This window comes from Frisingicoccus sp., assembly GCF_048388605.1.
Classification (GTDB): domain Bacteria; phylum Bacillota; class Clostridia; order Lachnospirales; family Lachnospiraceae; genus Frisingicoccus.
The window spans coordinates 1-14,978 of sequence record NZ_DBGCTU010000055.1; the positions used below are offsets into that span (position 1 = coordinate 1).

The 14,978-nt window shown below is 47.4% G+C and carries 10 protein-coding genes and 1 riboswitch; all 10 genes read right to left on the reverse strand.

Going from position 1 to position 14,978, the window contains the following annotated elements; genetic code table 11:
• Window positions 1-156: 156 nt before the first annotated feature.
• The 10 genes from ACMN7X_RS14790 to gltB all read right to left on the reverse strand — a co-directional run bounded on the left by ACMN7X_RS14790 (window position 157) and on the right by gltB (window position 14,864).
• Window positions 157-414 (reverse strand): barstar family protein, encoded by a 258-nt coding sequence (locus ACMN7X_RS14790; RefSeq protein ID WP_418748219.1) that lies wholly within the window; start codon window positions 412-414, stop codon window positions 157-159.
• Window positions 415-416: 2 nt separating this feature from the next.
• On the reverse strand, window positions 417-974 hold the full coding sequence (locus ACMN7X_RS14795; RefSeq protein ID WP_418748220.1) for a ribonuclease domain-containing protein: 558 nt from the start codon (window positions 972-974) through the stop codon (window positions 417-419).
• A 10-nt stretch (window positions 975-984) separates the two neighbouring features.
• Complete coding sequence (locus ACMN7X_RS14800; RefSeq protein ID WP_418748221.1) at window positions 985-2,358, reverse strand: MATE family efflux transporter; 1,374 nt, start codon at window positions 2,356-2,358, stop codon at window positions 985-987.
• 172 nt (window positions 2,359-2,530) lie between these two features.
• A riboswitch (FMN riboswitch) is annotated at window positions 2,531-2,639 on the reverse strand.
• A 37-nt stretch (window positions 2,640-2,676) separates the two neighbouring features.
• On the reverse strand, window positions 2,677-3,297 hold the full coding sequence (locus ACMN7X_RS14805; protein WP_418748222.1) for a flavodoxin family protein: 621 nt from the start codon (window positions 3,295-3,297) through the stop codon (window positions 2,677-2,679).
• A 69-nt stretch (window positions 3,298-3,366) separates the two neighbouring features.
• Window positions 3,367-4,605, reverse strand: a complete 1,239-nt coding sequence (glyA, locus tag ACMN7X_RS14810; protein WP_418748223.1) for a serine hydroxymethyltransferase — start codon at window positions 4,603-4,605, stop codon at window positions 3,367-3,369.
• Window positions 4,606-4,655: 50 nt separating this feature from the next.
• Entirely contained in the window at window positions 4,656-6,449 is a 1,794-nt protein-coding gene (gene aspS / locus ACMN7X_RS14815; protein ID WP_418748224.1) for an aspartate--tRNA ligase, read from the reverse strand.
• Window positions 6,450-6,468: 19 nt separating this feature from the next.
• Window positions 6,469-7,731, reverse strand: coding sequence for a histidine--tRNA ligase (hisS, locus tag ACMN7X_RS14820; protein WP_418748225.1), 1,263 nt, complete (start codon window positions 7,729-7,731; stop codon window positions 6,469-6,471).
• Between the two features lie 76 nt (window positions 7,732-7,807).
• The gene (locus tag ACMN7X_RS14825; protein ID WP_418748226.1) at window positions 7,808-8,491 is read right to left on the reverse strand and encodes a DUF5688 family protein; all 684 of its coding nucleotides are present in this window, start codon (window positions 8,489-8,491) and stop codon (window positions 7,808-7,810) included.
• 317 nt (window positions 8,492-8,808) lie between these two features.
• Window positions 8,809-10,293 (reverse strand): glutamate synthase subunit beta, encoded by a 1,485-nt coding sequence (locus ACMN7X_RS14830; RefSeq protein WP_418748227.1) that lies wholly within the window; start codon window positions 10,291-10,293, stop codon window positions 8,809-8,811.
• A 14-nt stretch (window positions 10,294-10,307) separates the two neighbouring features.
• Window positions 10,308-14,864 (reverse strand): glutamate synthase large subunit, encoded by a 4,557-nt coding sequence (gene gltB, locus ACMN7X_RS14835; protein WP_418748228.1) that lies wholly within the window; start codon window positions 14,862-14,864, stop codon window positions 10,308-10,310.
• Window positions 14,865-14,978: the final 114 nt, after the last annotated feature.

Here is a 14,978-nt window from a genome sequence, read left to right on the forward strand (position 1 = left end):
ATGTTAATTTATTTAACGGCTTACGTACAGGTTTTTGATTATTATTGTTCTTCAATTCTTTTCCTCCTTCATTGTATCATGATTTCTTTTATCTTACAATGAAAGATTAACATAAGTCGCTTGAAAAACCTGTCGAAGCGTGGTGTGAAAACCGATTTATTTATCGACAAAATTCACGAAAAGCACCCCTTCATTATCCAAAGCTGCCTCCTGAAATACCCGCCGCATTTGCGCATCCATCGCCTCTGAATTTTCTATTCGGAGAGTTACAGGTTCGGCGATTTCCGTCAGCAAATCATAGAGTGCATCCATATTTTTGCCGTAATACTCCGGAAAATCAAGCATTTGCATTAAGTATAAATGCCCTTCCCCGGTTCGCTGCAGATATTTCCCGTCTAAAGAGATTTCTTTCACGGCTATTCCTCCCCGTAAAGCTGTTCAAAACTTTCATAATGATCTTCTGTATAATAAATATTTCCCGTATTGGAGAAAACAATCCGCTTTGCGCCCCGGGACTTGGCGCCCACAGTGTCGATATCGCACTCTGTATAGGTCACGCCGTCTTCTTCCGGGAGCAGGCCTTCATAGTTTCCAAATCGGTCGCCGCCAATCGCCATGCCCGGAGCATAAGGCTCCAATGAACCGCCATCCCATCCGAGTTTTTTCGCCTCTTTTTTCGTGATGAAATTTTCCGGCAGCTTTCCATAAGTATAAATATAGAGCGCCACATCTTCCTTCGACGTATAGGAGCCGCTTTCATCCAAAACTGCTTCGGTTTCCGTTTCATAGGATGTCTCTGCATCTGCTGCCGCCGTTTCATCCTCTGATGCCGCGTTAGTCATTTCTGTCTCCGTTGCTGCCGCCGTTTCTGCCGGAATACTCGTCACATTATCTTTTTCTGAACATCCTCCGTTCAAAAGAAGCAAAGCGCTTAAAACAGCCAGTATAATATATTTCAAATATTTTCTCATCATTCTACTCTCCTTAAAATCCATTCTTTTTCCATTGTTTAAATTCGCTGACAGCCAGCCCAAGCGCCAGAATAAAGACCAGCGTGTCCGTCACCGGCGCAGCCATCAAAGCCCCGTCAAGGCCGAATTTCCCCGATAAAATAAGGGATAAAGGAATCATGAGCACGGCCTGGCGCACCACGGAAATAATAAGCGCCCTTGATGGTTTTCCGATTCCCTGAAAGAAAGAAGCCGTCGTCATATGCAGGCCGTAAAGGAAGAAAGCCATCATATAAATACGAAAACAATGGACCGCGCACTCTGTGTACAAAGGATTGCCCGATACAAAAAGTCCGGCAATCTGTCCCGGCAGCAATTGATAAACAACAAACCACACAGCCGAAATAAGAATGGCAATGGCCGCCGCCGTTTTATATGTCTTTCGAACCCGGTCATAATGCTTCGCGCCGAAATTATAGCCGTTGATCGGCTGGGTTGCGGAAGACACCCCGACAAACATGGCATGGGCAATCTGATAAATCTTCATCATCATGCCATACACTGACAGGGCAATATCACTTCCGTAGGCGCTCTGAGCGCCGCAGATCCGCATCAGATTATTCATAATGATCTGCACAATCGCAGTCATAATCTGGGTGATCAAACTCGGAAAGCCCAGTGAAAGTATGTTTCCCACTAAGGGCCCCGTCAGCTTCAGGGCCTCTTTATGTATATGCACTGTTTTTAATTTTCTCAGATAAGCAAAACAAAGACTTCCGGACACAATCTGGCCGATGACAGTAGCCAATCCGGCGCCAAATACGCCCATATGACACGGAAAAATAAACAACCAGTCCAGCACAATATTGATAACTGCCCCCGTCATCATACATTTCATTGTATACTGAGGATTTCCATCGGCACGGATGATTGCCGTAAGTGACGTACACAGCATTAAAAAAGGCAGTCCCCAGGCAATTGTCCGAATATATGTCAGGGAATTCTGAAAAGCAGTTTCCGTCGCACCTAAAAGCCGAACAAGTCCCGGCGCAAACAAGCTGCTCACAAGCCACAGCGCCACACCGGCAAGAACAAGCATGGTCACCGCATGCCCCGCAATTTTATCAGCTTTTTCCTGCTCCTTCCGCCCCAGGCAGAGACTAATGTTCGCCGCGCCGCCGTCCCCGATCAAAAGGCCCAGCGCCGTAGCGATAATTGTCAGAGGAAAGGCCACATTGGTCGCCGCCATCCCCGTAATCCCGACCCCCTGGCCGACAAACATCTGATCAACAATATTATAGAGATAATTAACCATCAATGTCAGAGCCGTCGGCACCGAATATTTTAAGATCAACCGGCTGATGGGCTCCGTTTCCAATGGATTTTTTATTTCTTTGACTTCCTCCATTTGAACACTCCCTCTCCTTTTTGTAAAAGATGAATTATCTGGATATCATCTCTGCCGTATCCATAAAAAAACATCCAGCAGAGAAACTTAAAAATATTTCCATACTGGATGTCCTATTTATTTCTTTCATCCGATACATAGAAAAGAAAGATTATATCCAGCATTAGTGATACATCTTCTTCTCCCGTCCAGACTGTCTGTTGGCTCCGGAGTCCCACCGGATCAGCTTTCGCTCGCGGGCTTTACCGCCAGTAGAGAATTTCTCATTCCCGAAGAAAGAATATCGTGTTTTTATCATACTACACTCAAGCAAAACTGTCAAAGAATAAAATTCGTTTTAATCTTTGCTTCTGTTTCCGGAATATCGATCCCCGCCTTCTTTCCGGCCTCAATACATTTCAGCAGCCATGCCATATTTTGTCCGAGGGTACGCATCGTTTGAAGCCCTTCCAAGTCCTTTTCCACATCCTCCGGGCAGGCGCCGTGAACCATATTCCAATACTGGGAAGATACCAGCGGCATCTGGCTGATCGTAAAATATTTCTGAATGATATCCAATGTAGCTGTTGTCCCTGCACGGCGGGCTGAAGCAACCGCAGCGGCCGGTTTATGATGGAAACAATCGCCGCAGCAGAACATCCGGTCCAAAAAAGCGCTCAAAGCGCCGTTTAAGGAGGCATAGTAAACCGGTGAGCCCACGATCAGGCCATCGGCTTCCTGCATTTTTATTAAAGCCTGATTAACTTCATCATCAAAAACACAGTGGTTACTGTTTCCGCCGCATTTGTAGCAGGCAATACATCCATGAATATCACCCTTGCCGATCCAGAAAATCTCACTGTCCACACCGTTTGCTTTTAAGGACGCTGCGACCTCCTCCAAGGCCCGATTCGTACATCCATGTTCATGGGGACTCCCGTTAATTAATAATACTTTCATTTTACTCATCTCCTGATTCACCAAAAGCCCCGGTACACTGACCGGGGCCTGTTCATTTTTCGTTTTATTCTAGTTTAATGGATATTTTGCTGTAATACCATCGACAATCGCTTTTGCTTTCTCTTTATTTGCATCAAAATCCTTTAATGTCAATGCAATGGCTTCCGCAATAGCGTCCATATCTTCTTCCTTCAATCCACGGGTTGTCGCTGACGGTGTGCCGAGACGAACGCCGCTTGTGACAAACGGAGACTGAGGGTCATTTGGAATCGTATTCTTATTGCAGGTGATATTCACTTCATCCAACATTTTTTCCGCCTGTTTTCCGGTCAGATTCAGGCTTCTCAGATCAACCAACATCAGATGATTGTCCGTACCGCCGGAAACAATATCCACGCCCCTGGACATAAGTCCTTTTGCCAGAGCCTGAGCATTATCAATGATCTGTTTCTGATAGGCTTTAAATTCATCGGAAAGCGCCTCTTTGAAGCATACAGCCTTTGAAGCAATGACATGCATCAAAGGTCCGCCCTGAATTCCAGGGAATACAGCTTTATTAAAATTAAACTTCTTTGCCGCTTCCTCATTGGCAAGGATCAGGCCGCCGCGAGGTCCCCGCAATGTCTTATGCGTTGTCGTTGTTACCACATCCGCATAAGGAATCGGACTCGGATGAAGGCCTGCCGCGACAAGCCCCGCAATGTGAGCCATATCCACCATCAGATATGCGCCCGCTTCATCAGCCACTTCTCTGAACTTTTTGAAATCGATGGTTCTTGCATAAGCGCTGGCTCCGGCCACGATCAGCTTCGGCTTCGCTTCCAGGGCAATACGGCGAAGTTCATCATAATCAATAAAACCTTCATCGTTTACACCATAAGGTACAATTTTAAAATATTTACCGGATATATTTACCGGGCTTCCATGGGTCAAATGACCGCCATGATCGAGGTTCATGCCCATCACCGTATCTCCGGGCTCCAGCATGGCAAAAAATACCGCCAGATTTGCCTGAGCGCCGGAATGAGGCTGAACATTCGCATAATCACAGCCAAAAAGCTCCTTCGCCCGCTCGATCGCCAGATTTTCAGCAACATCAACGCATTCACAGCCGCCATAATAACGTTTTCCCGGATAACCTTCTGCATATTTATTTGTCAATGGGCTTCCCATCGCCGACATCACTGCATGACTTACCCAGTTTTCAGATGCGATCAGCTCAATATGGGAATTCTGTCTGGCTAATTCGTCTTCAATCACCTGAGCAATCTCAGCATCTGTGTTTCTCAATTCATCTAATGAATACATTTTGTACCTCCATGATCTTATTTATTATATCGCTTTACCGTATCAGAATATCACAACTCTTCTTCCACGGCAATATCAATTCCGAGTTCTTTTAACTGAACAGCGTCAACCACATTCGGCGCATCCGTCATAAGGCAGGACGCATCCTTCACCTTCGGAAATGCGATCACATCCCGAATACTGTCCATACCGGCCATGATCATGATCAGACGGTCAAATCCATAGGCCAGACCTGCGTGAGGCGGAACGCCATATTTAAATGCATTTAAAAGGAAACCGAAGCGCTCATAGGCGTCTTCCCTTTCAAAGCCAAGGACCTCGAACATCTTTTCCTGAACATGATTCTGGAAAATACGAACGCTGCCGCCGCCGATTTCCGTACCGTTCAAAACAATGTCATAAGCCTTTGCGCGTACTCTGCCCGGATCACTGTCAATATACTGCAGATCCTCCTCCATCGGCATAGTAAACGGATGATGCATGGCGGTATAACGTCCCTCTTCCTCAGACCACTCCAGCAATGGGAATTCGGTCACCCAGAGGAAATTAAATTTATTTTTATCGATCAGCCCCATCTTATCCGCCAGTTCCAGACGCAAAGCGCCGAGAACATCATAAACCACTTTATTCTTATCGGCCGCAAAGAGAAGCAGATCGCCGTTTTCACCGCCCATCGCCTGAATCAGGGCGCTCATCTCTTCATCCTTCATAAATTTGGCAAAGGAAGATTTTACCGTGCCGTCTTCCTGAATCGCGATATAGGCAAGACCCTTTGCGCCGTAATCCTTCGCAAATTTCACAAGCGCATCGATTTTCTTACGCGGCATGCCGCCCTGTCCTTTGGCATTGATGCCGCGAACCGAACCGCCGTCCTCAAGCGCGCCTTTGAATACGACAAACTCGCAGTCTTTAACCACATCGCTCACATCCTGAAGCTCCATGCCGAAACGGGTATCCGGCTTGTCCGAGCCGAAACGGTCCATCGCTTCCTGCCAGGTCATACGCGGAATCGGCAGCTGCACATCCAGCCCGATGATTTCCTTAAAGAGACGCGCCAGAAGCCGTTCATTCACTTCAATCACGTCATCCACATCCACAAAGGATAATTCCATATCAATCTGGGTAAATTCCGGCTGACGGTCCGCACGCAGATCCTCATCACGGAAACATTTTGCAATCTGAAAATAACGGTCGTAGCCGGAACACATCAGCAGCTGTTTGAACAACTGAGGTGACTGAGGCAGGCCGTAGAAATTTCCGGGATGTACACGGCTTGGCACAAGATAATCCCTGGCGCCCTCCGGCGTACTCTTTCCGAGGATCGGCGTTTCAATCTCAAGGAAGCCCTCCTCCGAAAGGAAATTCCGAATGACCGTTGCCGCCTTGCTCCGCATCATGAGATTTCTCTGCAGATCCGGCCGTCTCAAATCCAGATAACGATATTTTAAACGTAATTCCTCTTTTGTCTTGCTGTTTTCCTCGATAGGAAACGGCGGTGTCTCGGATTCGGATAAAATACGAAGTTCAGATGCACGGATTTCTATTTCACCGGTTTTCAGGTTCTTATTGATACCGCCGGCCCGCTGTTCCACACGGCCGACCACCGCTACAACAAACTCGGCGCGGAGTTTTTCAGCCTTGGCAAAATTTTCACTTCCGGCATCTGCTTCTTCAAAAATAATCTGGAGAAGGCCGCTGCGGTCTCTTAAATCGACAAATATAATACCGCCTTTATTCCGGCTTTTCTGCACCCATCCCATCACGGTAACGATTTCGCCCACATTGGCGCTGTCCAGCTCCGCACAGCGATGGGTTCTCTTTAATCCTTTCATTGATTCAGACATTTTTTTTCTCTCCTTATGATTAATCCTTATAGATTTTTCTGAAATTATTAAATCCTTCATTTTCAAGCTTTGTGATCTGCTGCTTGACATTCTTGCGCATTGGCTGAATCGTGACAACGGCTCCCTCCGCGCGCAACGCCTTTGCCTCTTTAAATAAAGCAATCTTTTTATCCAGCGGAACATCCTTCGCGATCAAAATTGCCTGATTGTCCGCACTGATTTTTGCACCGTCATCCATTTTATCTTTTAAGATCGTAATAATACGCTCAAAGCCGATGGAAAAGCCTGTGGCATGAACATCCTGGCCGCTGAATTTTCCAATCATTTTATCATATCTTCCGCCGCCGGCAATCGAGAAATTGTAACCGTTGATGCTGACCTCAAAAATCGGGCCGGTATAATAACCCATGCCGCGGACAAGGGTCGGATCAAAGGAAATCGTCACCTTATCCGAAATCATTGCCTTAGCGCAGGAAATAATCTCTTCCACATTATTAATCACCGAAGCATCCAGGAACTGTCCGTCAATGCCCTGGCAGAATGTTCCGCAATCCGCGGCATCTGTCGCCTTATAGACCGCAAGATAACGCTCCACCACATCCTCGGCATAACCATTTTCAACCAATTCCGCATGAATACCCTCTAATCCAATCTTGTCAAATTTATCCAGGGAAATCAAAACCGACGGAATTTCTTCCTCCTTAAATCCGGCCTGCAGAGCAATAGCCGATAAGATCCGACGGTCATTAATGTGTATCGTAAACTCTGAAATGCCGACTTCCGCGAAAATCTGAGACAGCATATCCGAGGTAGCCGCGATCAGCTCGATCTCCGCCAGATTGGTTTCATCACCGAGAATGTCGATATCACACTGGGTAAACTGGCGGAAACGTCCCTTTTGAGGCTTGTCTGCACGCCACACGTTTCCGATCTGAAGCGCTTTAAACGGCGTTGGGAGGTTTTCTTTATTATTTGCATAATATCTCGCAAGAGGCACCGTCAGATCATAGCGCAGACCATTGTCGGCAAATTCCTGATTTCCGGAGTCAATCGCCCGCTGCAGATCAGCTCCCCGCTTCATCACTTTAAAAATAAGCTTCTCATTATCGCCGCCCTGCTTCGATGTCAGATTTTCAATATGTTCCATTACGGGTGTCTCTATCTGCATAAAACCATATTTTGCATAGCTTTCCTTAATCATGCCCAACACGTGCTCCCGCATGCGCATATCCGCCGGCAGCATATCACACATTCCCTTCACGGGGGTCTTAATAAATTTCATCACTTTTACTCCTTTTCATCAGATAGCTACTATTATATCGCAAGAAAATCGGCATATCAAGCCCGTATTCTACACATTAGGCGGCTTCAAAACCGACAATTTCAATCTTTCGTGTTTTCATTGTATATTTATAGACGTGTTCGGACAAAATCTCTTCCGGCAAAACGACCTTGGCATTTGCATCCCGCACCATCGCCTCCAGCCCCGGAATTTCTCCGGCCGAAGCCTCCGTCAGCACAAGCCACTCGTGAATACTGCTCGGCAGTAAGATCAAGTCCGATTTTTTTTCCGCCGCAAAATGTTCCAATACATCCGTGTAAAAAATGACAGAAGCTCCCTGAACACGAAGTTCATTGCTGATAATATATATTTCAGGCAGCTTATCGGCCTGCCCGCCAAAAAGTTTCTGATACTCTGTCTCGGCATTTTTCAACGCCTGCTCCATATTTTCTTTGGCAGCCTCCAGAAATTCTTCCATAAGGAAGCCTTTGATGACATCGCTCATAATCTCCACCATCGGCGGCAATTGTCTTCTTGAATTCTCCCCGGCCTGTCGAAACAGTTCTTCGGGAGATATATCCCATTGCCTCAGCATATCCCAGGTCACCCGTTTTGTCCGCATTTCCCGGGGGGTCATCCGGATAAGCTGACGGCAGCTTAAAGCCAGATCCATCTGCCGTATATACGGTCCCTTCTCCAATGCATCTCTGTGTCTCTCGTAATTCTCCACCTGTACAATAAATAAATTTCTCGTTATCATTCATTCCTTTCTGCGTGATAACATCATAAAATATCACCACTTTATACTCATAAACTATGGAATCTGTTTCTGAACCGAAACATTTGGAAATGTATGCGCCCTCTGTCCGAGAGCCCATAATAAAAGCATCTAAAAATGATATATCATAAAAGATGAGTCTATTATATCACACAGATTGGTAAATTCAATTATCATCCATCGACTGTTTTCGTCAAAAAAACTGTTCTCTGCCGCACATCAGAATGTAAGAATCGGCAGAGAACAGTTCCGCATTTTTTCAATGGTAGAATTTACTTACTATTTGATTTTAACAAAAATTATAAGTTTGTATACCCCATAAGATATTTATCGACAGTTTTCGACACATCCCTTCCCTCACGAATCGCCCAGACAACGAGGGACTGACCCCGGTGCATATCACCGGCAACAAAAACTTTTTCCTTGCTTGTCTTATAATCTCCCGGCGCAGTGGCAACATTCGTGCGTCCATCCACATCCACGCCGAAAGCCTTTGTGACATAAGCCTGGCTTCCGAGAAATCCGGCGGCAATAAGCACCAAGTCCACATCCTCAATGTATTCGCTGCCTGGCACCTCACACATATTCATCCGCCCGGTCTCCGCATCCTTCTTGAATTCCAGCTTGACAAGCACTGCCTTACATACATTGCCTTTTTCATCCGCAATGAATTCCTTGACCGTTGTCTGATAAACCCGCGGATCATGGCCGAACACCGCAATACTTTCTTCCTGGCCGTAATCAGTCTTACAGATTTTCGGCCACTCCGGCCACGGATTGTCATCGGCCCTGGTATCCGGCGCCTTCGGCATCATTTCAAGCTGGATCACAGAAGCCGCGCCGAGGCGGATCGATGTTCCGACACAGTCATTTCCCGTATCTCCGCCGCCGATGACCATCACTTTTTTATCCTTTACCTCCGAAAGCTTTCCATCCTGAAGATCAGAATTTAAAAGGCTTTTTGTGACCATGGTCAGATAATCCACCGCAAAATATATGCCTTTACTTTCTCTTCCCGGCACCTTAATATCCCTTGGATTTGAAGCGCCGCAGGCAAGGATCACCGCGTCATATTCCCGCATGAGCCGTGCCGGCTTGACGTCAATACCCACATTAACATTCGTAATAAACTCAACGCCCTCGGCCTTCATAATATCCACCCGGCGGTCGATCACCTGTTTCTCCAGCTTCATATTCGGAATACCGTAACGGAGCAGGCCGCCGATCCGGTCACTGCGCTCAAAAACCGTCACCTGATGTCCCCGGTGATTTAACTGGTCCGCGGCGGCCAGACCGGCCGGCCCCGAACCGACAACCGCAATCCGTTTCCCTGTGCGAACCTTCGGCGGTTCCGGCTGGATCAGGCCGTTTTCATAACCATATTCGATAATCCCATGTTCATTTTCCTTCACAGATACCGGAAGTCCGTTGATATTGCAGGTGCAGGCGGCTTCGCAGAGGGCCGGACACACCCGGGATGTAAACTCCGGAAAATTGTTTGTCTTTTTAAGCCGTTTTAACGCCCGCTCCCAGTTTCCTCTGTAAATCAAATCATTCCATTCGGGAATCAGATTGTTCAGCGGACAGCCGGAAGCCATGCCACCGATCATCTGTCCGTACTGGCAAAACGGTACGCCGCAGTCCATACAGCGGCCGCCCTGTGTCTGCTGACATTCTCTGCTCAGAGGAATGTGGAATTCATCAAAATTTTTGATCCGTTCTTCAGGGGCAATGGTCGTACTGTTCTGTCTTTCAAAATCTATAAATCCTGTTGGTTTTCCCATGACGCTTTACCTCCTTATCCTCTCTTATTCGCATAAAATGCTTCAATCTGTGCCTGATCAATGCTCAGCCCCTTTTCTTCCATATGGGCAATGGCTGTCTGCATCTTGCTGTAATCATGCGGAAGAACCTTTTTAAACTTCGGCAGATAATCAACAAAGTTATCCAATACCTTTTTACCCATCTCCGAACCGGTAGCTTCCACATGCTCCGTGATCATTTCCTTTAATTCCTGAACATCGTATTTGGAAGTCACCTGTTCCAGGGAAACAAGTTCCTTATTGACCCTTGTATAGAAATCACTCTTTTCATCCAGAACATAGGCAATACCGCCGCTCATACCGGCCGCAAAGTTCTTGCCCGTGCCGCCGAGGATAACGACCCGGCCGCCGGTCATATATTCGCAGCCATGATCTCCGACACCCTCGACAACCGCCAGCGCCCCCGAATTACGAACGCAGAAACGCTCGCCGGCCACACCGTTGATAAAGGCTTTTCCGCTGGTTGCCCCATAGAGGGCCACATTGCCCACGATGATATTTTCATGGGGTTTAAACTTAATATTCTTTGGCGGAGCCAATGTCAGCTTGCCGCCGGACAATCCCTTGCCGAAATAATCATTGCTGTCGCCGATCAAATTCAATGTCAGCCCCTTTGGAATAAAGGCGCCAAAGCTCTGGCCGCCGCTGCCGTGACATTTTACAACAAAGGTATCGTCCTCCAATGTATCGTGATACCGCTTTGTGATCTCCGAACCGAAAATGGTTCCAAGGGAGCGGTCCGTATTCTTCACATTGATCTCAATTTTCTTTTTCTTCTTATTATGAAGGGCCGATTTGAATTCTTTCATCAACACCTGCATATCCAGTGTCTTTTCCAGTTCAAAATCATAAACCTGAGCAGGGTCGAATTTCATGCCTCTGTCCGTATCCAGATACGGATTATTGATGATCGCTGACAAATCAATCTTATCCGTCCATTTTCCTGCCGCATGTTCCTTCACTTTCAGCAGATCGCTCCGGCCAACCAGCTCATCCACTGTGCGCACACCCAGTTTTGCCATATATTCACGAAGCTCCTGGGCCACAAAGTGCATAAAGTTGATGACATACTCCGGTTTTCCCTTGAAACGTTTGCGCAGCTCCGGATTCTGGGTAGCCACGCCAACCGGACAGGTATCCAGATTACATACACGCATCATCACACATCCCATAGTTACCAGCGGCGCCGTGGCAAAACCGAATTCCTCCGCACCGAGCATGGCTGCAATGGCCACATCCCGGCCGGTCATCAGCTTGCCGTCGGTTTCCAGCCGGACTTTGGAACGCAGATCATTCATGATCAATGTCTGATGGGTCTCAGCCAAACCAAGCTCCCATGGAAGGCCCGCATTGTGAATGGAAGTTCTCGGCGCAGCCCCCGTACCGCCGTCATAACCGGAAATGAGAATGACCTGGGCGCCGGCTTTGGCAACGCCGGCGGCTACCGTGCCGACTCCGGCCTCAGACACCAGTTTGACGGAGATCCGCGCATCCCTGTTGGCATTTTTAAGGTCATAGATCAACTGGGCCAAATCCTCGATTGAATAGATATCATGGTGCGGCGGCGGTGAGATCAGGGAAACACCCGGTGTGGAATGTCTTGTTTTTGCAACCCACGGATATACCTTTCCGCCGGGAAGATGACCGCCTTCTCCCGGTTTTGCGCCCTGCGCCATTTTAATCTGAATCTCATTGGCGCTGACAAGATAGCGGCTCGTCACGCCAAAACGCCCGGAAGCCACCTGCTTAATGGCCGAACATTTATTTAAACCGTCTTTCCCGACAGTCAGACGTTCCAGGCTCTCGCCGCCCTCACCGCTGTTGGATTTTCCGTGAATCTTATTCATGGCGATCGCCAGAGTTTCATGGGCTTCCTGCGAAATAGAACCGTAGGACATGGCCCCTGTCTTAAAACGCCGGACAATGGAATCCACACTCTCAACCTCTTCAATCGGAATCCCCGTTTCAGGATAATTAAAGTCCATCAATCCACGCAGATTCATCGTGCGGGACTCATCATTGATCGCCGCACTGTATTCTTTAAACATTTGATAATCACCGCGGCGGGTGGATTCCTGAAGAAGATGGATCGTATTCGGGTCGTAAAGATGTTCTTCCTTGCCGCTGCGGAATTTATGACTGCCTGAGCTGTCCAGAGATAGATCGATTCCCAGATCCAGCGGGTCAAAGGCCTGCGAATGGAGGAAATTCACTTCCTTCGCAATATCGTCCAGGCCGATTCCGCCAATGCGGCTGACTGTATTTGTAAAGTATTTATCAATCACATCTTTATTAATACCGATGGCCTCAAAAATCTGAGACCCCTGATAGGACTGAATCGTCGATACCCCCATCTTGGAAGCAATCTTGACAATGCCGTGGAGCACCGCATTATTATAATCGTCCACCGCCGCATAATAATCCTTATCCAGCATATTGGAATCAATCAGTTCTTTGATCGATTCCTGGGCCAGATACGGATTGATTGCCGAAGCGCCATAGCCGAGCAGGGTGGCAAAATGATGAACCTCCCTCGGCTCCGCACTCTCCAGGATCATCGCCAGCGCCGTCCGCTTTTTCGTGCGGACCAGATAATGCTCCAGCGCGGAAACCGCCAGCAGAGACGGAATCGCCACATGATTTTCATCCACTCCCCTGTCGGAGAGGATCAGCATATTCACGCCGTCCCGGTAAGCCCGGTCCGCTTCCACAAACATATGGTCAATGGCTTTCTCCAGAGATGTATTTTTATAGTATATGATCGGAATGGTCTGAACTTTAAAGCCCTCCACATTCATATTTTTAATCTTCATCAGATCTGTATTGGTCAAAATCGGATTCTTGATTTTAATGACCTTGCAGTTTTCTTCTTTTTCTTCCAGCAGATTGCCTTCCGGTCCGATATACACCGATGTGGAAGTAACGACCTCCTCGCGGATCGCATCGATCGGCGGATTTGTCACCTGGGCAAACCGCTGTTTAAAATATTTGAACAAAGGCTGATGCTTTTCCGAAAGAACAGGCAGCGGGCTGTCAATACCCATGGCGGCGATCGGCTCTGTTCCCGTCTGGGCCATCGGCAAGATCGAAGTCTTTAATTCTTCATAAGTATAGCCAAAGGCCTTCTGAAGGCGTATCCGCTCCTCCTTTGTATAGCTTTCCACCCGTTTATTCGGAATCTTCAGGCTGGACAGCTCAACCAGATTTTTATCCACCCATTCTCCGTAAGGCTTCCGTGACGCATAGTATTCCTTTAATTCATTATCATCGATCAATTTGCCTCTCACCGTATCCACAAGAAGCATTTTGCCCGGATGAAGACGTTCCTTTAAGACAACCTTCTCCGGCGGGATCTCCAGTGCGCCGACCTCGGAAGAAAGAATCAGAGTATCATCATCCGTCACATAATATCTGGAAGGCCGAAGACCGTTTCTGTCCAGAATAGCGCCCATGAGATCACCATCGGAAAAGACAATCGAAGCCGGTCCGTCCCAGGGCTCCATCATGGTCGCATAATATTGATAAAAGTCTTTCTTTGCCTGACTCATATTCCGATTGTTGATCCATGGTTCTGGAATGAGGACCATCACCGCCAGCGGCAGCTCCAGCCCGTTCATAACAAGGAATTCCAGCGTATTATCAAGCATGGCAGAATCGGAGCCGGAACTGTTGATGACCGGAAGTACCTTGCCCATATCTTCCGAATTCATGATCTGAGAACTCATCGTCTCCTCCCGGGCCAGCATACGGTCCGCATTTCCCTGAATCGTATTAATCTCCCCGTTGTGGACAATAAAGCGGTTTGGATGGGCGCGCATCCAGCTTGGCGTTGTATTGGTGCTGAAACGGGAATGGACGGTAGCAATGGCAGATTCATAATCCTCATCCTGCAGATCGGTAAAAAACTGTCGAAGCTGTCCGACAAGAAACATACCTTTATAAACAATGGTACGGCTGGACATAGAAACCACATAAGTATTTTCATTGGACTGTTCAAATATACGCCGCGCTATGTAAAGCTTTCGGTCAAAATCAATGCCCTTATTGACCTTCGCCGGTTTTTTAATAAATCCCTGCATAATATACGGCATACAATCCAGCGCTTTATTTCCAAGAACCTCCGGTACGATCGGCACGGTACGCCATCCCAGAAATTCCAGCCCTTCTTTTTCCACAACGATTTCCAGCATTTTTTTTGCCTGATTTCTTTCAAGCTCATCCTGCGGGAAGAAAAACATACCGATTCCATACTCTCTCTCCCCGCCGATGTCAAGGCCCAGTTCCTTTGTCACTTTACTGAAAAAGCGATGGGAAATCTGAAGCAGGATACCAACGCCGTCGCCGGTCTTTCCCTCGGCATCCTTTCCGGCCCGATGTTCCAGTGTCTCAACGATCGTGAGGGCCTGCTCCACCGTCGCATGGGTTTTGATTCCTTTAATATTAACAACCGCCCCTATTCCGCAATTGTCATGTTCAAATTCAGGTCTGTACAAAGGTGGCTGGACAGGTCTTCCTGTATTCTCTTTGCTCATCTCTTACCATTCCTTTCTTGCATATACTTCTTCCACGTATTCTTTTCATGTATTGAATAAATTTCCAATTCTTACAGCATTTGGAAATTTTTTCAGCTTAGTTTCCCTCCGGGA

Excerpts from the sequence above, each read along its gene's own strand:
- gltB (WP_418748228.1), bottom strand. The coding sequence starts at position 14,864 with ATGAGCAAAGAGAATACAGGAAGACCTGTCCAGCCACCTTTGTACAGA.
- glyA (WP_418748223.1), bottom strand. The coding sequence starts at position 4,605 with ATGTATTCATTAGATGAATTGAGAAACACAGATGCTGAGATTGCTCAG.
- aspS (WP_418748224.1), bottom strand. The coding sequence starts at position 6,449 with ATGTCTGAATCAATGAAAGGATTAAAGAGAACCCATCGCTGTGCGGAG.
- ACMN7X_RS14805 (WP_418748222.1), bottom strand. The coding sequence starts at position 3,297 with ATGAAAGTATTATTAATTAACGGGAGTCCCCATGAACATGGATGTACG.
- ACMN7X_RS14830 (WP_418748227.1), bottom strand. The coding sequence starts at position 10,293 with ATGGGAAAACCAACAGGATTTATAGATTTTGAAAGACAGAACAGTACG.
- hisS (WP_418748225.1), bottom strand. The coding sequence starts at position 7,731 with ATGAAATTTATTAAGACCCCCGTGAAGGGAATGTGTGATATGCTGCCG.
- ACMN7X_RS14825 (WP_418748226.1), bottom strand. The coding sequence starts at position 8,491 with ATGATAACGAGAAATTTATTTATTGTACAGGTGGAGAATTACGAGAGA.
- ACMN7X_RS14800 (WP_418748221.1), bottom strand. The coding sequence starts at position 2,358 with ATGGAGGAAGTCAAAGAAATAAAAAATCCATTGGAAACGGAGCCCATC.
- ACMN7X_RS14795 (WP_418748220.1), bottom strand. The coding sequence starts at position 974 with ATGATGAGAAAATATTTGAAATATATTATACTGGCTGTTTTAAGCGCT.